The organism is Helicobacter rappini (assembly GCF_900198625.1).
In the GTDB taxonomy this organism is placed as follows: Bacteria; Campylobacterota; Campylobacteria; order Campylobacterales; family Helicobacteraceae; genus Helicobacter_A; species Helicobacter_A rappini.
In genome coordinates, this window is the sequence record NZ_FZPK01000003.1 from 58,217 (window position 1) to 76,148 (window position 17,932).

Below are 17,932 nucleotides of genomic sequence, written 5' to 3' on the forward strand. Positions count from 1 at the left end.
TAAAATAACGATCTATTTTGTTTTAATAGGCAATTCTCTATCTAGCAATGTTTGGTAATCATCGCATGATTTTTGATCCCCTTCTCTACATTGTTTGGCTAACATATCAAGCTTTTTTGCAGAATCTTCATCATGGCTTTTAGCAACATTTCGTATAGTAAAATACTGACTTGCAAAAATAAAAGCTATTGCTAAGACAAACACTATAAAGCTTTTTGGTCGCAACTTGAATTTTAAGAATCTCATACAACCCCACTCGTTCTGTGATAACAGCAAAGAAAGTATTCTAGCATATTTTTATTAAGAAGAAAGATTTTACACGATGAATAAAGAATTTTAGAAACTGATTTGTAACTTTTGTTATGTTTAAGAGAATTGTGGAATTGAATAGACTCGATCAACAGCATGCTCTAAGATGTAAGAGATTGAAATCTGGTTATATTTGCCTATATTGTCGCGATAAGAAAGATCTAGAGTGTTTTTAGCATAGGGAATGTATCAAAATCGTAGCCACATTAATGTGTTATTATAGGTAAGAGTAAGGGGATATATTGCGTTATTTGCGTTCCAAATATCCCTCTTGTGCTAATAGGTCGGCGATTTTTGCAAAAACTGGGGCGGCGGTTTGTCCTGCATAGTAGTCTTCATTTGCTTGTGAGCCATAAGTAACTACGCCGATGGTATATGTTTTTTTGCCATCGCTTGCATAGCCAAAAAACGAGCCATTATAGATGGTCTCACCATCTTTTCTCTCTCTTGCTGTCCCTGTTTTACCGCCTACAATAAGCCCTGCGACATCAGCCCTTTTGCCTGTGCCTTCTTTAACTACGCGATGTAAAATCTTTTGCATGTATGCAGCACTCTCAGCACTAATGATTTGCCTAGGAGATTCTATACTTGGATAGAAAATCTTTGAATCTGGGGCTATGAAATGCTTTGTTACATGCGGTGTTACAAGAAAGCCGCCATTATTAAAAGGTGCATAACTACGCAATAGCTGGATAAAAGTCATACGCAATCCATAGCCATAACTTGCCGTTCCTTTTTCTACCTCTCTATTTAGAATGCTTGGCTTAGGCAATAGCCCTGTGGCTTCGTTTGCTATATCAATGCCTGTGCTTTCACCGATACCAAAGGCTTGAAACATATCTTGCATTTGCTTCCCACTTAGATTGCGTGTGAGTTTTGTCATACCGATATTGCTTGATTTGATGAGAATCTGCTCCGCTGTTGCACTTTTTAGCGGGGTAGAATCTCGTATGGTATAGGTGCGTAATTGATAGATTCCATCATGCAGGTCAAAGTTCTCTTGAAAGTTAATCCACTTTTTATTTGCTAGATAGGCAAATACAAGCGGCTTAATGGTGCTACCGGGTTCAAATGAGCGTTCGGCTGCTGCTACACGCATTTTGCTTGCTATGTCTTTGTCGCGTTTGCCTATATTTGGGTTAAAAGATGATGAAGAGGCAAGTGCTAGAATCTCGCCTGTAGTTGGGTCCATGATACCTGCTACAATTTGTTCTGCTTTGTATTTTTTATGTGCGTCATTGAGTATATCTTGTATTTTTGACTGCAAAGTTAGTGGTATGGTAAGCTGCACTTGGAATCCATCTGTCCTTTCATGCGTCTTTGCATGACGATTTAATATGATATTTCCGCCTTTATCTGCCATACCCAAAATCTTGCCATCGCGTTTTGGCGATAAGATTCCATCTCGATATTTTTCAACGCCAGATTGGGCTACAAGCTTCATTTTATCATCATACATTTTGTCGTTTATTATCTTTTTGCCATAGTTTGTAAAGCCCAGTAATGGCTGCATAAGATTCTTAAAAGGATATGTCCTTTCTATCTTTTCAACAGCAATATCAAGCCCCCTATCAATCCTTGTGCTTGCATTATTTTTCACATCAGAATTGTGGGTAAAAATAGGCGTATAACATTCTTTTGATAGGTCTATATCTTTATTTTTGTATTCTACCAATAGCACATTTAATTTTTCAAGGGTATTTTCTTCTGTTATATCGCCATTTTCAAAGGATTGCATGGTTTGTAAGACTTCTATATCAAGTGGGGTTTGACTGCCTTTTTCATGTGTAACTTGAGCGCGTGCATAAAGTGTTTTGATCTCTCCATCTTGCAAACTTGTTTTATTGATATAGGTAAAAGTGCATTTCTTATACACGCCCAAACGCGCCAACTTTTGATTTAAAATGCGTAAATTTGCCGCATCAATGGAATTTACATTTGTAGCAATTAGGGCATTACCACCTTTTTCTATTGAATCCCGTAAAGATTTTATGTCAAAATCCGCATAAAGATGCAATAGCTGAAATAGTAATTCCCTTTTTTCTTCGTATATAGAGGGGACATAAATGCTTACCCTGTATAGCTTTTTGCTTGTCGCAAGGATATAATTATCTAGGCTTGATATTTGTCCTCGCATAGCAATATCCACATCTGCCTTCACAGACCAAGGATAGTCTCTTGACTTTTTATTGTAGGGATCCATATTTGGTGGTTTTGCAATGATTTTTGCATATACCGCGAGTATAAATACAACAAAACAAAGGGCGAATGTCCCAAGCACTAGGAAAAGTCGCCATGCTTTTTGCGTTTTTGCCTCTTCGCTTATATTTTCTTCATTTTCATCGACTTGTTGTATCTTTTGGGCTTTTTGCCGTATGACTTCATCTTGTTGAATTTTGCGTTTTTCACGCTCATTGTTTGAAAGAGTTGTGATTTTAAAAGAATTTTCATTTGGTGTATCATATAGGCGGAAACGATTTTCCGCAATGCTATCAAGCATTATGGAATCAATATTTTCTTGATTTTTATCTAGTTGTGTTTGGCTGTTGCTGGAGTGTGAGTTTGTGGGGTTTTGCGGTATTTTAACACGAACAGAATCTGCTGCAGCATAATCTCTGTCATTGCTTGAGCGAAGATTCTCATCAATATTATTATTAGATGGGAAAAGATAGACATTTGCATTGCTATTTTGTGATTGCTGTGGGGTAGGGCGGTTGGATTTGCTTATTTGATTTTTGTTTAGTGAATGGTTGTCCTCTAAGCTATCCTTTAAAGTAATTTTCTCATTACTTTTAGAATCTCCACCAAAGCTCCCACGCATCTAAAAGCAACAATCCACTAAATTCTTTTAAGCAAAATTAAATTTGAGTGCGTAAAATCTCTTTATACGCACTGATAGCCTTATTTCGCACTTCAAGCATAAGCTTCATGCTGGTTTCTGCTTTACCAATAGTGATGGCTGCTTGGTGTAAATCCTTAACCTGTCCGCTTGCCATGTCTGCCAACGCTCTGTCTGATACTTCTTGAGAAGCATTGAGTTCATCAAGAGACTGCTTCAATAACGATGAAAAATCGCCTTGTCTTCCTCTAACCTCATTGCTTACATCTGTTAGAGAAATATCAGCAAGACCGGGTGCTGCAATATGTGTAACTTGTGCCATTATTTCTCCTTAATATTAAATTTACGCTTGAAACATGGTGATAGCATTACTTGCCATGTTTTTCGCACTTTGAAATGCCGCCACATTCGCTTGATATGCTCTAGTGGCTTCTACTAAATCGGCCATTTCGACAACAGGATTAACATTAGGGTATGCAACATAGCCTTGCGCATTTGCATCAGGGTGTGTTGGATCATATTTCATCAACGGCTTATTATCGTCCCTTACAATCTTATCAATATATACACTTGTAATCGGTGGCACAGGCTTTTTGCCATACGCACCTTCTTCAAGTGGATCTTTATATTCCACAAGATTATTGTCCTTTGCCAACCTTTTATTTAATTGCTTATTAAAATCAAAGGCACGAAATACAACCTCTTGTCGCCTATATGGTCCGCCCTCATCAGTTCGCGTAGTGTTTGCATTTGCAATGTTTGCAGAAATGACATTCACGCGCACTCTCTGTGCCGACAAACCATAACCACTAATATCAAAAGTACTCATAAACATGACTAATCCTTTATTCTAACCTAACACAATACTACCACTACAAATTCTTACTAGATTCTAAAGCGTAAGCAAAAATCCCTTTATGTTTTTTCAACGCTGAAGTAAGCGCTTGATACATAACAGAGTTTTTACCCATTTCGCTTGTTTCTACATCCAAATCCACGCTATTTCCATCATTCCTTGCAAGGTGTCCGTCCCGAAAGAATAAAGAGCCAGTCAAGGGATCTGCAAGTCCGCTAGGTAAATGCTGTGGCAACGCCTGAGTTAGTTTTAAGGTTTCAGCTCGAGACTTGTTGTCAAAAATCTGACTCGCTTTTTCGGCAAGCATATCCTCGAAATGAACATCTCTAGGACGATAAAAAGGCGTATCTACATTTGCCATATTGCTTGCAATAAGGTCTTGTCGCAAAGAACGATAATCCAGCGCACTATACACTAGATTATACGCCTTTGATGTTTCAAAAGAAGTCCCTAATGCTTTTGATAGACTTTCCATAGTATTCTCCCTAATATCCATGTAAAAATTCAAAATTAAGACATGCCAAGCAAATCCAATTCCAAAAATACACTTAACCGAAAAACTCCAACATTATACCCTTTTTTTGTAAATAAAACAATTAAAACAATTAAATTAATGAACTTGCGGTTAAAGTTGGCATGAGTTGTTGTTTCAGTGTAATTTATGTCTTTTTTTTGGTATGTGTTTTTAGCGTCTTAATGTCTAAGTAGCTGTCTAGCAAATGATGTTCCAAAAACTATATCAAACTACAGACCTGCTAAAAAATATAAGATTATACAATGGAATATGACTTTATCGTGGGCATAGCGAAGTGTCAAATTATCCAAATTATTAAGCTTTGTATTGTCCGACAATTATGACATATATCAACCGAAAAATGATTCATTTATTGCTCCAAGCATTATATTTAATAGAAAATTTCCTTATACTAAGGAATAAAAAATATAAAAATACGGCATTTTATGCGGTATGTATTGACTTAACACGCTTTTTTTATTAAAATTTTGTCTTTGTTTTTACGACACTGCGATATTTTACTTTATAGATTTTAGCATGGCAATGCAAAACTAGGGTATGTATTGGCAGTGCGAGTTCTTAACTATAAAGGAAAAATATGCAAAAGATTAGGCTAAAGTTGAAGGCTTATGATCACAGAGTGCTTGATCGCTCGATAGCAGCCATTGTCAGTGCGGTAAAGAGGACGGGTTCTGAAATCATTGGACCAGTGCCCTTGCCAACTAGAAAAAGACGATATACGGTTTTGCGTTCCCCGCATATCAATAAAGATTCTAGAGAGCAATTTGAGATACGCATACACAGCAGAATCATCGACATCATGTCTGCGACAGGAGAGACCGTTGATAGTCTTATGAAGCTTGACTTAGCCCCAGAGGTTGATGTTGAAGTAATGTCAATGGATAAATAAGTTTATATTTATTGTATAAGGAAATAAGAATGGAATTTATAGTGCAAAAGGTAGGTATGAGTCGTATTATCGCTACACCTAGCCAAGCTGTAACGCTACTAAAAGTATTAAATGCTAAAGTATGTAAGCTAGAAGAAAATGGTAAGGCTTTGGTTGCCTACTCTAAAGGAAAAACATGTAATAAAAGCATTGAGGGCAATCAAAAGAAGTATAATCTAAGCAAGGAATTTAACCGCTTTGCTACATTAAAGGTTGCAAATACTGAAGTTGGCGATTTAGATATGTCTAGCCTTAGCGATGGCAAGGTTGTAAAAGCAGGTTTTAAGACAAAAGGTCGTGGTTTTAGTGGTGCAATGAAGCGTTGGAATTTTCAAGGTGGTCCAGCAGCACATGGTAGTAGATTCCATAGAAGACTTGGTTCTATTGGGAATAGAGAGTGGCCAGGTCGAGTTCAGCCGGGTAAAAAAATGGCAGGACATTATGGTGATGAGATTGTGAGTGTGAGAAGTGAGATTATTTCTTTTGATACACAAAGCGGTATCCTTGTGTTAAAGGGTTCTGTGGCAGGGTATAATGGTGCTTATGGTAAAATCACTATTTTAGATAAAAAAGGTAGTAAATAATGAGTAAGGCAATTATGTTAGATGGCAGGTTTGCCAAAGGTGCTGAAGTAGCATTGCCAGAGCGTTATGCAGAGATTAAAGAACACAACTTGTATCTTTATGTAAAGTCGTATCTCGCTAGTCTTCGTGCAAACAACGCACAAGCAAAAACAAGAGGCAAAGTAAGCGGTGGCGGTAAGAAGCCATGGGCTCAAAAAGGTGGCGGTAGAGCGCGTGCTGGTAGCATTACTTCTCCTGTGTTTGTTGGAGGTGGTGTAAGTCATGGTCCAAGCAATAACAGAAACTATGATTTAAAGATTAATAAAAAGCAAAAAAGATTAGCTCTTGAATATGCTTTACAACAAAAAGCAAATGAGGGTAAGCTCTTTATTATAGAATCTATCAATGTAGAAAGTGGCAAAACAAAAGATGCGTTCGCACAATTTAAAGCACTAGGGCAAAGAAGCACATTATTTGTAACACAAGTGAGTAATGAAAAAACATTTCTTGCATTCCGCAATTTACAATCGTGTTATTTAGCTGATGCGAGTGAGTTAAACGCATATCTTGTAGCAGCATTTAGAAGCGTTGTGATTGAAAAAGCGGTGTTTGATGAACTTGTAAAAAGAGGTTAAGATGGCAGATATAACAGATATTAAAACGATTTTATATACAGAAAAATCTTTAGGATTGCAAGAAAGCGGTGTTATGGTTGTCCAAACTTCTACACGCATGACAAAAAACAGATTAAAGCAAATCTTTAAAGAATATTTTGGTTTTACACCTTTAAAAATAAACTCTTTGAGACAAGATGGTAAAACAAAGCGTTTTCGTGGTAAAGAAGGTCAAAGAGCTGATTTTAAAAAGTTTTATGTAAAGATTCCAGAAGGTGCGAATATCGATTCGCTTGCCGTATAGTTAAGGAGCAAACATGGCAGTAAAAACATATAAACCCTATACACCTAGTAGGAGATTTATGTCAGGTTTAAGCTCTGCTGATATTACAGCAAAGCCTAGCGTGAGAAAACTTCTTGTTAAACTTCCTGTAACAGCAGGTAGAAATAATAATGGTAGAATCACAAGCCGACATAAAGAAGGTGGTGCAAAGAAGCTTTATAGAATCATTGACTTCAAGCGTAATAAATTTAATGTTGAGGGTCGTGTAGCAGCGATTGAGTATGATCCATATAGAAATTGTCGCATTGCTCTCATTAACTATAAAGATGGTGATAAACGCTATATCATTCAGCCTAGTGGTTTAAAAGTTGGCGATTTGGTTATCGCGGCTGAAGGTGGGCTTGATGTAAAAGTAGGCTTTGCAATGAAACTTAAAAATATCCCTATAGGAACAATCGTTCATAATATTGAGTTACACCCACAAGCAGGTGGTGCGATCGCAAGAAGTGCTGGTGCATCAGCACAGATTATGGGGCGTGAAGGTAAATATACAATCTTGCGTATGCCAAGTGGTGAAATGCGATACATTTTAGAAGAGTGTATGGCGACAATCGGTAATGTAGGGAATGAAGATTTTGCAAATATATCTATCGGTAAGGCAGGTAGGAATCGTCATAGAGGTATCCGCCCACAAACTCGTGGTAGTGCTATGAACCCAGTAGATCACCCACACGGTGGTGGTGAGGGTAAAACTGGCTCAAGCGGTCATCCTGTATCGCCTTGGGGAACACCAGCTAAAGGCTATAAGACAAGACGCAAAAAAGCGAGTGATAGACTTATTATATCAAGACGAAAGAAGTAAGGAAATAATATGGCAAGATCAATTAAAAAAGGTCCTTTTATAGATACTCATCTTGAAAAGAAAGTAGTAAAGGCAAAAGCCGCAAAAGACAATAAGCCCATTAAAACATGGTCAAGAAGAAGCACTATCCTACCAGAAATGATAGGATTAACTTTCAGTGTGCATAATGGTCGCACTTTTGTGCCTGTGTATGTTACAGAGAATCATGTGGGCTATAAGCTTGGTGAGTTTGCCCCAACGCGAACTTTTAAAGGGCATAAAGGCAGTGTCCAAAAGAAAATTGGTAAGTAATGAGGGATGACAATGGCTAAAAAACAGAATACAAAACAAACAAATGGCGGTGTAGCTATTTTGCGTTATGCGCGTCTATCTCCCACGAAAGCGCGTTTAATCGCAAGACAAGTGCAAGGCATGAATGCTGAAGTTGCATTAGCAAGTTTAGAATTTACTCCAAACAAGGCAGCAAAAGCTATTTATAAAACATTGGCATCAGCACTTGCAAATGGTGGGTTTGAATCTACTGGAGCCGAAGTTACTTCGTGTAGGGTTGATGCAGGTCCGGTATTGCGTCGTTTCATGCCAAGGGCGAGAGGCAGGGCAACTCCTATACGAAAGCCTATGGCACATATATATGTGGAAGTAAATGCAGTGAAAAAGGCAGCTAAACAAACAAGCAAAAAAAGTAAAGGTGAGGTTAAGTAAATGGGTCAAAAAGTCAATCCAATCGGACTAAGATTAGGCATTAATAGAAATTGGACTTCAAGATGGTTTCCAAACGCTCAAAACACACCGGAGAGAATTGGCGAGGATCACATTATTCGTAAATTCTTGAAAAAAGAACTTTATTATGCGAGTGTAAGTGAAATTATCATTGAACGCATGGCAACAAAGCTTCGTGTAACCGTAGTAGCAGCAAAGCCGGGATTAATCATCGGTAAAAAAGGTGCTGATATTGAAAAAGTAAAAGAAACTTTAAGAAAGCTTGTCAATAAAGATGTTGCTATAAACATTAAAGAAGTTAAAAGAGCGCAGGCTAACGCACAGCTTGCAGCAGAAAGTGTTGCAATGCAGCTTGAGCGTAGAGTTGCTTTTAGAAGAGCGATGAAAAAAGTTATGCAGCAAGCAATGAAGTCTGGTGCAAAAGGCATTAAGGTAAAAGTGTCTGGTCGTTTGGCAGGTGCTGAAATGGCAAGAACAGAATGGTATATGGAAGGTAGAGTGCCTTTGCATACACTGCGTGCAAAAATTGATTATGGTTTTGCTGAAGCGGCAACGACTTATGGAATCATTGGTGTAAAAGTTTGGATCTTTAAAGGCGAAGTTTTACAAAAGGGTATCCAGACTGAAAGAGAAGAATCAAAAGATTCTCGCACGAAAGCTAAAAGGAGATAGATTATGTTAATGCCAAAAAGGACAAAATATAGAAAGCAGATGAAAGGCAGAAATCGCGGTAAATCTCATCGCGGTAATGCCCTTGCATTTGGCGATATTGGTATCAAAGCCCTAGAGCATGGCAGAATAGATTCAAGACAGATAGAATCTGCAAGGATTGCTATGACTCGCCATGTAAAAAGGGCAGGTAAGGTATGGATACGAGTTTTCCCAGATAAGCCTTTAACTGCAAAGCCACTTGAAGTGAGAATGGGTAAAGGTAAGGGTAGTGTTGAAAAATGGGTTATGAATATTAAGCCCGGTCGTATTATCTATGAGATGATTGGTATTGATGAGGCAACAGCACGCGATGCGCTTGCATTAGCACAAAGTAAATTACCATTTAAAACAAAAATTGTAACGAGCGAGAGTGAAAATGAAATATACTGATTTGAAAGATAAGGATTTGCCAGAATTAAGGCAATTATTGAAAGACAAGAAAACAGAGTTATTTACCTTGAGAATAAAGCTAAAAACAGCACAGCTAACTAAGCCTAGCGAAATTAGCGTTGTGCGTAAAGATATTGCGCGTATTGCGACAGCAATATCAGCTAAACTCAATTTAGAAGAAAATAATTAAGGGATTGTTTATGAGTGAAAAGCAAGCACACAAAAGAGTAATACAAGGCAAGGTCGTAAGTATTGCGGGTAATAAAAGTGCGGTTATTTTAGTAGAACGAAAAGTTGTGCATCCAAAATACCGCAAAATCGTAAAAAGATTCAAAAAATATATCATTCATGATGAAGAGCATAAAGCAAAGGTTGGCGATGTGGTAAGTGCGATTGAGTGCAAACCTATCTCTAAGCATAAAGCCTTTGCATTGAAAGATATTGTAGTAGTAGGAGTGTCAGAATGATACAGAGTTTTACAAGACTAAGCGTTGCTGACAATAGCGGTGCAAAAGAAGTTATGTGTATCAAAGTTTTAGGCGGTAGCCATAAGCGGTATGCAAGCGTAGGTGATGTTATTGTGGTGTCTGTTAAAAAGGCTATCCCAAATGGCAAGGTAAAAAAAGGGCAAGTGTTAAAAGCTGTTGTTGTCCGCACAAAAAAAGAGATTCACAGAGACAATGGTTCTCTTGTGCGTTTTGATGATAATGCGGCAGTATTGCTTGATGCAAAAAGAGAGCCAATCGGCACTCGTATTTTTGGTCCAGTTAGTAGAGAAGTGCGATATGCAAATTTTATGAAGATAGTATCGTTAGCTCCGGAGGTATTATAGTGAATAAGGTAAAGATTAAAAAAGGCGATATGGTAACAATTATCGCTGGTGATGATAAGGGTAAAAGCGGTGAAGTTCTTGCTGTATTCCCAAAGCAAAATACTTTGATTGTTAAAGATTGTAAAGTGGCAAAAAAGGCAGTAAAGCCAACAGATGATAATAAAAAAGGTGGTTTTGTTGCAAAAGAAATGCCTATACATATTTCTAATGTAAAAAAATCATAGGAGTGAAATATGTATGCTTTAAAAGAACGATATAAAAATGAGATTAGAGAAGAGCTTAAAAAAGCGTTAGATATTAAGAATCCTATGCTTTTACCAAAGTTAGAGAAGATTGTGATTAGCGTAGGTGCTGGTGAGTATGCTAAAGAGGCAAAAATCATGCAAAACATTGCTGATACTATCTCTTTGATTGCAGGGCAAAAGGCAATTATCACAAAGGCAAAAAAATCTGTCGCAGGTTTTAAAATGCGTGAAGGTATGCCAATGGGTGTAAAAGTTACTTTGCGTGGCAATATGATGTATAACTTTTTAGAAAAACTCATTGTTATTGCATTGCCAAGAGTGAAAGACTTTAGAGGGATACCTCGCAATGGCTTTGATGGTCGTGGTAATTATAGTTTTGGTTTAAACGAGCAGCTTATGTTTCCTGAAGTTGTTTATGATGATATTATGGTTACGCATGGTATGAATATTACGATTGTAACAAGCACAGATGATGATAAAGAAGCCTTTAAGCTTTTAGAATTACTTGGTATGCCGTTTGCAAAAGGGAGATAATTTATGGCAAAGAAATCTATGATAGCAAAAGCAAAGAGAAAAGCAAAATTTAGTGTTCGCAAATATACGCGTTGTCAAGTATGTGGCAGACCACATTCTGTGTATCGTGATTTTTCTTTGTGTCGTGTATGTTTAAGAAAAATGGGTAATGAGGGATTAATCCCCGGTTTAAGAAAAGCAAGCTGGTAAGGAGATAAAGATGGTCAATGATATTATTGCAGATTCTCTTACGCGGATTAGAAATGCAGCAATGAGAAAGCTTGATAGCACTGAATTATATTATGCAAAAATTGTTGCAAGTATTATGGAAGTTTTTAAGCAAAGAGGTTTTATTAAAGATTATAAAATCAATGATAAAGATGGCAAACAAAGCATTTTCGTGCAACTTGCTTATGATGATTCTGGTGTTTCTGTGATTAATGAAATCACTCGCATCAGTAAGCCCGGAAGAAGAGTATATAAAACCTCTAAGGAATTAAAAAGATTTAAAAATGGTTATGGAATCATCGTTGTTAGCACAAGCAAAGGTGTAATCGCAAATGATGAAGCTTATAAAACAAATGTTGGAGGCGAAGCCCTCTGCAGTATTTGGTAGGAGTAGAAATGTCAAGAATTGGTAAGAAGCCTATCAGTATCCCAGATGGTATTGAAGTCAAGGTTGATAATAGTAAAATCATTTTCAAAGGCAAGAAAGAGAGCAAAGAGCTTGAGACACATGGTAGAGTTGGCATTAAATTCGAAGATAAGCAATTATCTTTTACATTGCTAGATGATATGCCGCAATCTCGTGCATTTTGGGGAACTTATCGTGCGTTAGCAAACAATATTGTTGTAGGTTTGCATGAAGGCTTTACAAAAACACTTGAGATTAATGGTGTAGGTTATAAGGCAAATGTAAACGGTAAGACTCTAGAGTTAGCGCTTGGCTTCTCTCACCCAATTAAGTATCCTATCCCTGAAAATGTTGAAATTGGTGTTGAAAAAAATACCATTACCATTAAAGGAAGCGATAAACAGCAAATTGGACAGATTGCCGCAGAGATTAGAGAGTTTAGACCACCAGAACCATACAAAGGTAAGGGTGTGAAATACAGCGATGAAGTGATATTGCGTAAAGCAGGAAAAACTTCTAAAAAATAATAAGGTGAGAATATGACAGCTAAAGTTTTAGAGAAAAAAAAGATTCTAAGAGAAAAATGTAAAAAGCGTATCCGTTCTCAATGCAATGGAAGTGTGACAAAGCCACGAGTAAGCGTGTTCCGTTCAAATAAACATTTTTACGCACAAGCTATTGATGATAGCAAAGGGCATACAATCGCAGCTATTGATAGCAGAGTATTAAAAGTTGGCAATACAAAAGAAGACACAAGTAAAATGGGTGCTGAATTTGCAAAGCTTTTAAAAGCAAAAAATATTAGTGCAGTTGTGTTTGATAGAAATGGATATTTATATCATGGTGTAGTTGCTGCATTTGCTGATGGCTTAAGAAATAATGGCATAGCTCTATAAGGAGAGACAAGTGGAAATCAATAGAGAAGAATTTAGTGAAGTTGTGGTAAATATAGGACGCGTAACAAAAGTTGTAAAAGGTGGTAGAAGATTCCGCTTTAATGCTCTTGTTGTTGTTGGTAATCGTAATGGCTTAGTAGGCTTTGGTTTAGGTAAAGCCAAAGAAGTCCCCGATGCGATTAAAAAAGCAATTGATGATGCGTTTAAAAATATCGTGCAAGTCAATATTAAAGGCACAACAATCGCACATGATATTGAGCATAAATACAATGCAAGCAAGATTCTATTAAAGCCTGCAGGCGAGGGAACTGGTGTTATCGCTGGTGGAAGTGCTCGTCCTGTTATAGAGCTTGCTGGTATCAAAGATATTTTGACAAAATCGCTTGGCTCTAATAACCCATACAATGTAGTGCGTGCGACTATTGATGCGCTTGTTAGAATCAAGGCGTAAGGAGAAAGTATGTTAGAAAAAATTAAACCCGCTGAAAATAGCACAAAAGACATTAAAAGAGTAGGGCGAGGGCAGGGTTCTGGCATGGGTAAAACTTCTACTCGTGGTGGTAAAGGGCAAACTGCAAGAACAGGTTATAAAGCAAAAAGAGGCTTTGAGGGCGGACAGCAACCATTACAAAGAAGATTGCCAAAAGTTGGTTTTAACTCACATGTGGAAAAGCCTTTTGTTATTAATGTTGAAAAACAAAAAAAAGTTGCAACACTAGATTCTATTAGCCTTGAGACTTTACGCTCGATCTACACAATCCCAAAATATGTTACAAAAGTAAAGCTTATTGGGGCAAGTGCAAAGAATCTAAAATCTAAAATCAGCGATGAAAGTGTTGTAGTAACTGGACAAGCTTAATGAATAAAAGTATTCTCAATAAAATTCTTATTACTCTAGCATTCTTATTTGCTTATAGAATGCTATCTTATGTTCCTGTTCCCGGCGTTGATGCTGAAGTGTTAAAACGCATTTTTGATAGCAATGCAAGCAATGCGCTTGGACTTTTTAATATGTTTAGCGGTAATGCGTTGGAACGCGTTAGTATTATCTCTCTTGGTATCATGCCTTATATCACCGCATCAATTATCATGGAGCTTTTATCAGCGACTTTTGCAAATATCGGCAAGATGAAAAAAGAGAGAGATGGTATGCAGCAGTATATGCAGATTATCCGCTATCTTACGATATTTATTACAATCGTGCAGGCAATCAGTGTATCCTATGGTCTGCAAAGTATTGATGGTGGTAGTGCTATTATGTTGCATAATATGACTTTATTTGTGTCTATTGCGGTCGTTTCTATGCTTGCTGGGACAATGCTTCTCATGTGGATAGGAGAGCAGATTACACAAAGAGGCGTGGGTAATGGTATAAGCCTTATTATTTTTGCTGGGATTGTATCTGGGATTCCGGGTGCGATTGGTGCGGAGTTTAGTGCGGTAAGTGAGAATGAAAAAAGCATATTCCAACTATTACTTGTATTGGCGGTTATCCTTATTACCGTGTTTGTTATTATTTATGTTGAGCTTGGTGAAAGAAGAGTGCCTATATCTTATGCGCGTAAGGTCATCATGCAAAATCAGCATAAGCGGATTATGAACTACATTCCTATTAAGATAAATTTAAGCGGTGTTATTCCACCAATTTTTGCTTCAGCCTTGCTTGTCTTTCCATCGACTATATTGCAACAATTTGCAGGAAAACAGGTTGCAGAAAATCAAGCAAATAGTGACTCGTGGCTTGTTATAATTGCAGATTACATAAGCCCATCATCGTATTTTTATAATATCCTTATGTTTATCTTTATTATCTTTTTTGCGTATTTTTACTCTTCAATCGTATTTAACGCAAAAGATATAGCAGATAATCTCAAGCGACAAAATGGCTATATACCCGGCCTAAGACCCGGAGAGAATACCGCAAGTTATCTCAATAAGGTAGCAGGGCATTTAACATTCTGGGGTGCTTTATATCTTGCGATTATTTCTACTATTCCGTGGATTCTATTAAAAGGTATAGGGGTGCATTTTGTGTTTGGTGGGACTTCTGTATTGATTGTAGTTCAAGTTGCTATTGATACAATGAGAAAGATTGAGGCACAGCTCTATACAAGCAAGTATCAAACATTAAGTGCGGTGGGAATCTAAGCTTACTATGAGTATTGCGACAAGAAATAAAAATGAGTTAGCATTACTAGCACAAGCAAACAAAGTGGTTGCCCTAACGCTTGATTATGCTAAAACGATAGTAAGTGAGGGGATTAGTCTTTTAGAGCTTGACAAGGCTATTGAAGATAAGATTCTGTCATTAGAATCATTGCCAAGCTTTAAAGGATTATATGGCTTTCCTAATGCAGCATGTATATCTGTGAATCAAGTGATTATACATGGCATTCCAACCGATTATCGTTTAAGACAGGGCGATATAGTTGGCATTGATATTGGCACGAAATATAAAAATTATTATGGCGATGGAGCAATTACTATTGGTGTAGGCAAGGTAAGCGATAAGGATACAAAGCTTATGGAGTGTTCCTTACACACACTTTATAATACAATAGATTCCATAAAAGCTGGTATGCGATTTAAAGAGATTAGTGCCATTTTACAGGAAAATATCGAGGGTATGGGCTTTGTGCCTTTACTTGGATTCTGCGGACATGGCATAGGCACAAAGCCACATGAAGAGCCAAGTATCCCAAACTATTTAGAAGATGGTGTCAAAATGGGCGGTCCTAAGGTAAAAAATGGCATGGTATTCTGCCTTGAGCCTATGGTATGTCAAAAAAATGGCGAACCCGTCATTTTAGATGATAAATGGTCTGTTGTAAGCAAAGATGGCTTAAACACTTCTCATCATGAGCACACAATCGCAATCATTGATGGAAAGGCAAGAATTTTAACGGAGTTATAAATGGCAAAAGATGATGTAATTAAAGTAGATGGTAAAGTAATCGAGGCATTGCCTAGCACGACATTTAGAGTAGAGTTAGAAAATAAACACATAGTGCTTTGTCATATTTCTGGCAAAATGCGTATGCACAATATTAAGATTCTACCCGGCGATAATGTGCAAATAGAATTAACACCATATAGCCTTGATAAAGGTCGCATTGTTTTGCGTTATCCGCGTGATTAGTTGCAGAATCATTGTGTCATAAGCTATGATGAAACATATTGTTATATATTCAAATTCAGTAGAGTTTGATTTTGACACATGAATGTGCGAGTTATTTGACATGTGTAATCACTTTGTTTTTAATAAAATTGGAAAAATATTCTTTTAAGTATTGACAAGATTAAAAAATTAAGGTATAGTTCAATCTTTATTTTTCATTTCTATTAGCGTTCAACTGAACGATCGATGTTTCTGTTATGTTTTGCTGGTTTAGCTCAGTTGGTAGAGCAGCTGCCTTGTAAGCAGCAGGCCGGGGGTTCGAGTCCCTTAACCAGCTCCATTTTTTAATCAAACTCTAATATTTTTAAGTTTAGTTATTTTGACTTTAAATAAAACATCAGTGTTTGACCAGTTTTTTAGCATTTGTGGTGAGTTACTCAAGTGGCCAACGAGGGCAGACTGTAAATCTGCTGACTATGTCTTCCGTGGTTCGAATCCACGACTCACCACCATTGTTTTTTGTTTGCGGGAATAGCTCAGTTGGCTAGAGCATCAGCCTTCCAAGCTGAGGGTCGCGGGTTCGAGCCCCGTTTCCCGCTCCATTTATGTGAATAGATTATTTCGATTTATTAACGACTGGGAGCTGAAAACTTAGTTATTTTAGGATTTTTTCTAAACGCTTTTGTTTCCTGCTAGTTCTCGTTTTAAATCTATTATGTAATTATTTATAGTTTTTTATTTTTGCCCATATAGCTCAGTGGCAGAGCACTTCCTTGGTAAGGAAGAGGTCGGCGGTTCAATCCCGCTTATGGGCTCCAGTTTTTCGTTGGTTTTGAATTTTTATTCAATAGTCGTGTTTAATTTTATTTTAGGAGATAGCTATGGCTAAAGAGAAATTTAACAGAAGTAAGCCGCATGTGAATGTGGGAACTATTGGGCATGTCGATCATGGTAAAACAACTTTGAGTGCTGCAATCTCTGCTGTATTGGCAACTAAAGGTCTTGCAGAGCTTAAAGATTATGACAATATTGACAACGCACCAGAAGAGAAGGAAAGAGGTATTACAATCGCTACTTCTCATATTGAGTATGAGACAGAAAACAGACACTATGCGCATGTGGATTGCCCCGGACACGCGGACTATGTAAAAAACATGATTACAGGTGCTGCACAAATGGATGGTGCGATTTTGGTTGTATCTGCATCTGATGGTCCTATGCCACAGACAAGAGAGCATATTCTACTTTCAAGACAAGTAGGTGTTCCATATATTGTTGTATTTTTGAATAAGCAAGATATGCTTGATGACCCTGAATTACTTGAGTTAGTAGAAATGGAAGTAAGGGATTTATTAAATGAGTATGAATTCCCGGGTGATGATACACCTATCGTTGGTGGGTCTGCACTAAAAGCACTTGAAGAGGCAAAAGCTGGAACGGTTGGTGAATGGGGACAAAAGATTCTAGATCTTATGGCTGCTGTTGATAGCTACATTCCTACACCAAAAAGAGATGTTGATAAAACTTTCCTTATGCCTGTTGAAGATGTGTTCTCTATCGCTGGTCGTGGAACGGTTGTTACAGGTAGAATTGAAAGAGGCGTTGTAAAAGTAGGTGATGAAGTTGAAATCGTGGGAATCCGTGATACACAGAAAACTACTGTTACAGGTGTTGAAATGTTCCGTAAAGAAATGGATCAAGGTGAGGCTGGCGATAATGTCGGTGTGCTTTTGCGTGGAACTAAGAAAGAGGAGGTAGAAAGAGGTATGGTGCTTTGTAAGCCCGGCTCAATCACTCCACATAAAAAGTTTGAAGCTGAGATCTATGTTCTTACAAAAGATGAAGGCGGAAGACATACACCATTCCATAACAACTATCGTCCGCAATTCTATGTGCGAACAACAGATGTTACAGGTGCGATTATTTTACCAGAAGGCACTGAACTTGTAATGCCGGGTGATAATGTTAAAATCACTGTTGAATTATTGAATCCTATTGCATTAGAGCTTGGGACAAGATTTGCTATCCGCGAGGGTGGTAGAACAGTTGGTGCTGGTGCTGTAACAAAAATCATTGAATAGGAA

At 37.5% G+C, this 17,932-nt stretch carries 29 protein-coding genes and 4 tRNA genes; 28 read left to right on the forward strand and 5 right to left on the reverse strand.

The window, feature by feature from the left end:
• Positions 1-12: 12 nt before the first annotated feature.
• From C6H17_RS00530 to flgB, 5 genes are all read right to left on the reverse strand, one after another.
• Positions 13-246 (reverse strand): hypothetical protein, encoded by a 234-nt coding sequence (locus tag C6H17_RS00530; RefSeq protein ID WP_005216548.1) that lies wholly within the window; start codon positions 244-246, stop codon positions 13-15.
• Between the two features lie 310 nt (positions 247-556).
• Complete coding sequence (locus C6H17_RS00535; protein WP_020995415.1) at positions 557-3,130, reverse strand: peptidoglycan D,D-transpeptidase FtsI family protein; 2,574 nt, start codon at positions 3,128-3,130, stop codon at positions 557-559.
• Between the two features lie 37 nt (positions 3,131-3,167).
• The gene (gene fliE, locus C6H17_RS00540) at positions 3,168-3,470 is read right to left on the reverse strand and encodes a flagellar hook-basal body complex protein FliE (protein WP_004086421.1); all 303 of its coding nucleotides are present in this window, start codon (positions 3,468-3,470) and stop codon (positions 3,168-3,170) included.
• A gap of 21 nt (positions 3,471-3,491) precedes the next feature.
• Positions 3,492-3,983: a flagellar basal body rod protein FlgC gene (gene flgC, locus C6H17_RS00545; protein ID WP_005216538.1), complete on the reverse strand. Its 492-nt coding sequence runs from the start codon at positions 3,981-3,983 to the stop codon at positions 3,492-3,494.
• Between the two features lie 37 nt (positions 3,984-4,020).
• A complete protein-coding gene (gene flgB, locus C6H17_RS00550) occupies positions 4,021-4,479 on the reverse strand; it encodes a flagellar basal body rod protein FlgB (RefSeq protein WP_020995414.1) in 459 nt (152 codons plus the stop codon).
• A gap of 637 nt (positions 4,480-5,116) precedes the next feature.
• Here flgB and rpsJ point away from each other — a divergent pair.
• The 28 genes from rpsJ (at position 5,117) to tuf (ending at position 17,929) form a co-directional block, all read left to right on the forward strand.
• Positions 5,117-5,428 carry a 30S ribosomal protein S10 gene (gene rpsJ, locus C6H17_RS00555; protein WP_004086428.1) on the forward strand — a complete coding sequence of 104 codons (312 nt, stop codon included), beginning with the start codon at positions 5,117-5,119 and terminating at the stop codon, positions 5,426-5,428.
• Between the two features lie 29 nt (positions 5,429-5,457).
• Positions 5,458-6,051: a 50S ribosomal protein L3 gene (gene rplC / locus C6H17_RS00560; RefSeq protein ID WP_005216533.1), complete on the forward strand. Its 594-nt coding sequence runs from the start codon at positions 5,458-5,460 to the stop codon at positions 6,049-6,051.
• Positions 6,051-6,665, forward strand: coding sequence for a 50S ribosomal protein L4 (gene rplD, locus C6H17_RS00565; RefSeq protein WP_005216532.1), 615 nt, complete (start codon positions 6,051-6,053; stop codon positions 6,663-6,665). The genes rplC and rplD overlap by 1 nt, the downstream gene beginning before the upstream one ends.
• Position 6,666: 1 nt before the next feature.
• Entirely contained in the window at positions 6,667-6,948 is a 282-nt protein-coding gene (locus tag C6H17_RS00570; protein WP_004086433.1) for a 50S ribosomal protein L23, read from the forward strand.
• Positions 6,949-6,961: 13 nt separating this feature from the next.
• Positions 6,962-7,789, forward strand: a complete 828-nt coding sequence (rplB, locus tag C6H17_RS00575) for a 50S ribosomal protein L2 (RefSeq protein WP_004086435.1) — start codon at positions 6,962-6,964, stop codon at positions 7,787-7,789.
• A 9-nt stretch (positions 7,790-7,798) separates the two neighbouring features.
• Positions 7,799-8,080 (forward strand): 30S ribosomal protein S19, encoded by a 282-nt coding sequence (rpsS, locus tag C6H17_RS00580; protein ID WP_004086437.1) that lies wholly within the window; start codon positions 7,799-7,801, stop codon positions 8,078-8,080.
• A gap of 12 nt (positions 8,081-8,092) precedes the next feature.
• A complete protein-coding gene (rplV, locus tag C6H17_RS00585) occupies positions 8,093-8,491 on the forward strand; it encodes a 50S ribosomal protein L22 (protein ID WP_004086438.1) in 399 nt (132 codons plus the stop codon).
• Entirely contained in the window at positions 8,492-9,181 is a 690-nt protein-coding gene (rpsC, locus tag C6H17_RS00590; protein ID WP_004086440.1) for a 30S ribosomal protein S3, read from the forward strand. It begins immediately after the preceding gene.
• A gap of 3 nt (positions 9,182-9,184) precedes the next feature.
• On the forward strand, positions 9,185-9,610 hold the full coding sequence (gene rplP / locus C6H17_RS00595) for a 50S ribosomal protein L16 (RefSeq protein ID WP_004086442.1): 426 nt from the start codon (positions 9,185-9,187) through the stop codon (positions 9,608-9,610).
• Entirely contained in the window at positions 9,597-9,800 is a 204-nt protein-coding gene (gene rpmC / locus C6H17_RS00600) for a 50S ribosomal protein L29 (RefSeq protein ID WP_004086444.1), read from the forward strand. Before rplP ends, rpmC begins: the two co-directional genes overlap by 14 nt.
• A gap of 10 nt (positions 9,801-9,810) precedes the next feature.
• Positions 9,811-10,077, forward strand: a complete 267-nt coding sequence (gene rpsQ / locus C6H17_RS00605; RefSeq protein ID WP_005216529.1) for a 30S ribosomal protein S17 — start codon at positions 9,811-9,813, stop codon at positions 10,075-10,077.
• Positions 10,074-10,442, forward strand: a complete 369-nt coding sequence (rplN, locus tag C6H17_RS00610) for a 50S ribosomal protein L14 (RefSeq protein ID WP_004086448.1) — start codon at positions 10,074-10,076, stop codon at positions 10,440-10,442. The genes rpsQ and rplN overlap by 4 nt, the downstream gene beginning before the upstream one ends.
• Positions 10,442-10,666 (forward strand): 50S ribosomal protein L24, encoded by a 225-nt coding sequence (rplX, locus tag C6H17_RS00615; protein ID WP_005216527.1) that lies wholly within the window; start codon positions 10,442-10,444, stop codon positions 10,664-10,666. The genes rplN and rplX overlap by 1 nt, the downstream gene beginning before the upstream one ends.
• A gap of 9 nt (positions 10,667-10,675) precedes the next feature.
• Positions 10,676-11,221, forward strand: coding sequence for a 50S ribosomal protein L5 (rplE, locus tag C6H17_RS00620; protein ID WP_004086452.1), 546 nt, complete (start codon positions 10,676-10,678; stop codon positions 11,219-11,221).
• Between the two features lie 3 nt (positions 11,222-11,224).
• Positions 11,225-11,410 (forward strand): type Z 30S ribosomal protein S14, encoded by a 186-nt coding sequence (locus tag C6H17_RS00625; protein ID WP_004086455.1) that lies wholly within the window; start codon positions 11,225-11,227, stop codon positions 11,408-11,410.
• Between the two features lie 10 nt (positions 11,411-11,420).
• Entirely contained in the window at positions 11,421-11,816 is a 396-nt protein-coding gene (gene rpsH / locus C6H17_RS00630) for a 30S ribosomal protein S8 (protein WP_004086457.1), read from the forward strand.
• An 8-nt stretch (positions 11,817-11,824) separates the two neighbouring features.
• A complete protein-coding gene (gene rplF, locus C6H17_RS00635; protein WP_005216522.1) occupies positions 11,825-12,361 on the forward strand; it encodes a 50S ribosomal protein L6 in 537 nt (178 codons plus the stop codon).
• A 12-nt stretch (positions 12,362-12,373) separates the two neighbouring features.
• Positions 12,374-12,730 carry a 50S ribosomal protein L18 gene (gene rplR, locus C6H17_RS00640; protein ID WP_005216520.1) on the forward strand — a complete coding sequence of 119 codons (357 nt, stop codon included), beginning with the start codon at positions 12,374-12,376 and terminating at the stop codon, positions 12,728-12,730.
• 10 nt (positions 12,731-12,740) lie between these two features.
• Positions 12,741-13,181 carry a 30S ribosomal protein S5 gene (gene rpsE / locus C6H17_RS00645; RefSeq protein WP_005216518.1) on the forward strand — a complete coding sequence of 147 codons (441 nt, stop codon included), beginning with the start codon at positions 12,741-12,743 and terminating at the stop codon, positions 13,179-13,181.
• 9 nt (positions 13,182-13,190) lie between these two features.
• Complete coding sequence (rplO, locus tag C6H17_RS00650) at positions 13,191-13,589, forward strand: 50S ribosomal protein L15 (RefSeq protein WP_005216516.1); 399 nt, start codon at positions 13,191-13,193, stop codon at positions 13,587-13,589.
• Positions 13,589-14,878 carry a preprotein translocase subunit SecY gene (gene secY / locus C6H17_RS00655; protein ID WP_005216514.1) on the forward strand — a complete coding sequence of 430 codons (1,290 nt, stop codon included), beginning with the start codon at positions 13,589-13,591 and terminating at the stop codon, positions 14,876-14,878. Before rplO ends, secY begins: the two co-directional genes overlap by 1 nt.
• A gap of 7 nt (positions 14,879-14,885) precedes the next feature.
• Positions 14,886-15,644 (forward strand): type I methionyl aminopeptidase, encoded by a 759-nt coding sequence (map, locus tag C6H17_RS00660; protein ID WP_005216512.1) that lies wholly within the window; start codon positions 14,886-14,888, stop codon positions 15,642-15,644.
• Positions 15,645-15,869 (forward strand): translation initiation factor IF-1, encoded by a 225-nt coding sequence (gene infA / locus C6H17_RS00665; RefSeq protein ID WP_004086475.1) that lies wholly within the window; start codon positions 15,645-15,647, stop codon positions 15,867-15,869.
• Between the two features lie 243 nt (positions 15,870-16,112).
• Positions 16,113-16,188: transfer RNA gene (locus tag C6H17_RS00670), tRNA-Thr, on the forward strand.
• An 87-nt stretch (positions 16,189-16,275) separates the two neighbouring features.
• A tRNA-Tyr gene (locus C6H17_RS00675) sits at positions 16,276-16,360 on the forward strand.
• A gap of 13 nt (positions 16,361-16,373) precedes the next feature.
• Positions 16,374-16,450 (forward strand) — tRNA-Gly (locus C6H17_RS00680).
• A 141-nt stretch (positions 16,451-16,591) separates the two neighbouring features.
• Positions 16,592-16,666 (forward strand) — tRNA-Thr (locus C6H17_RS00685).
• Positions 16,667-16,729: 63 nt separating this feature from the next.
• A complete protein-coding gene (gene tuf / locus C6H17_RS00690; RefSeq protein WP_004086477.1) occupies positions 16,730-17,929 on the forward strand; it encodes an elongation factor Tu in 1,200 nt (399 codons plus the stop codon).
• Positions 17,930-17,932: the final 3 nt, after the last annotated feature.

Bases quoted from the DNA above. Each gene is read 5' to 3' on its own strand.
- C6H17_RS00530 (WP_005216548.1), bottom strand. From the start codon at position 246: ATGAGATTCTTAAAATTCAAGTTGCGACCAAAAAGCTTTATAGTGTTT.
- C6H17_RS00535 (WP_020995415.1), bottom strand. From the start codon at position 3,130: ATGCGTGGGAGCTTTGGTGGAGATTCTAAAAGTAATGAGAAAATTACT.
- fliE (WP_004086421.1), bottom strand. From the start codon at position 3,470: ATGGCACAAGTTACACATATTGCAGCACCCGGTCTTGCTGATATTTCT.
- flgC (WP_005216538.1), bottom strand. From the start codon at position 3,983: ATGTTTATGAGTACTTTTGATATTAGTGGTTATGGTTTGTCGGCACAG.
- flgB (WP_020995414.1), bottom strand. From the start codon at position 4,479: ATGGAAAGTCTATCAAAAGCATTAGGGACTTCTTTTGAAACATCAAAG.
- rpsJ (WP_004086428.1), top strand. From the start codon at position 5,117: ATGCAAAAGATTAGGCTAAAGTTGAAGGCTTATGATCACAGAGTGCTT.
- rplC (WP_005216533.1), top strand. From the start codon at position 5,458: ATGGAATTTATAGTGCAAAAGGTAGGTATGAGTCGTATTATCGCTACA.
- rplD (WP_005216532.1), top strand. From the start codon at position 6,051: ATGAGTAAGGCAATTATGTTAGATGGCAGGTTTGCCAAAGGTGCTGAA.
- C6H17_RS00570 (WP_004086433.1), top strand. From the start codon at position 6,667: ATGGCAGATATAACAGATATTAAAACGATTTTATATACAGAAAAATCT.
- rplB (WP_004086435.1), top strand. From the start codon at position 6,962: ATGGCAGTAAAAACATATAAACCCTATACACCTAGTAGGAGATTTATG.
- rpsS (WP_004086437.1), top strand. From the start codon at position 7,799: ATGGCAAGATCAATTAAAAAAGGTCCTTTTATAGATACTCATCTTGAA.
- rplV (WP_004086438.1), top strand. From the start codon at position 8,093: ATGGCTAAAAAACAGAATACAAAACAAACAAATGGCGGTGTAGCTATT.
- rpsC (WP_004086440.1), top strand. From the start codon at position 8,492: ATGGGTCAAAAAGTCAATCCAATCGGACTAAGATTAGGCATTAATAGA.
- rplP (WP_004086442.1), top strand. From the start codon at position 9,185: ATGTTAATGCCAAAAAGGACAAAATATAGAAAGCAGATGAAAGGCAGA.
- rpmC (WP_004086444.1), top strand. From the start codon at position 9,597: ATGAAATATACTGATTTGAAAGATAAGGATTTGCCAGAATTAAGGCAA.
- rpsQ (WP_005216529.1), top strand. From the start codon at position 9,811: ATGAGTGAAAAGCAAGCACACAAAAGAGTAATACAAGGCAAGGTCGTA.
- rplN (WP_004086448.1), top strand. From the start codon at position 10,074: ATGATACAGAGTTTTACAAGACTAAGCGTTGCTGACAATAGCGGTGCA.
- rplE (WP_004086452.1), top strand. From the start codon at position 10,676: ATGTATGCTTTAAAAGAACGATATAAAAATGAGATTAGAGAAGAGCTT.
- C6H17_RS00625 (WP_004086455.1), top strand. From the start codon at position 11,225: ATGGCAAAGAAATCTATGATAGCAAAAGCAAAGAGAAAAGCAAAATTT.
- rpsH (WP_004086457.1), top strand. From the start codon at position 11,421: ATGGTCAATGATATTATTGCAGATTCTCTTACGCGGATTAGAAATGCA.
- rplF (WP_005216522.1), top strand. From the start codon at position 11,825: ATGTCAAGAATTGGTAAGAAGCCTATCAGTATCCCAGATGGTATTGAA.
- rplR (WP_005216520.1), top strand. From the start codon at position 12,374: ATGACAGCTAAAGTTTTAGAGAAAAAAAAGATTCTAAGAGAAAAATGT.
- rplO (WP_005216516.1), top strand. From the start codon at position 13,191: ATGTTAGAAAAAATTAAACCCGCTGAAAATAGCACAAAAGACATTAAA.
- secY (WP_005216514.1), top strand. From the start codon at position 13,589: ATGAATAAAAGTATTCTCAATAAAATTCTTATTACTCTAGCATTCTTA.
- map (WP_005216512.1), top strand. From the start codon at position 14,886: ATGAGTATTGCGACAAGAAATAAAAATGAGTTAGCATTACTAGCACAA.
- infA (WP_004086475.1), top strand. From the start codon at position 15,645: ATGGCAAAAGATGATGTAATTAAAGTAGATGGTAAAGTAATCGAGGCA.
- tuf (WP_004086477.1), top strand. From the start codon at position 16,730: ATGGCTAAAGAGAAATTTAACAGAAGTAAGCCGCATGTGAATGTGGGA.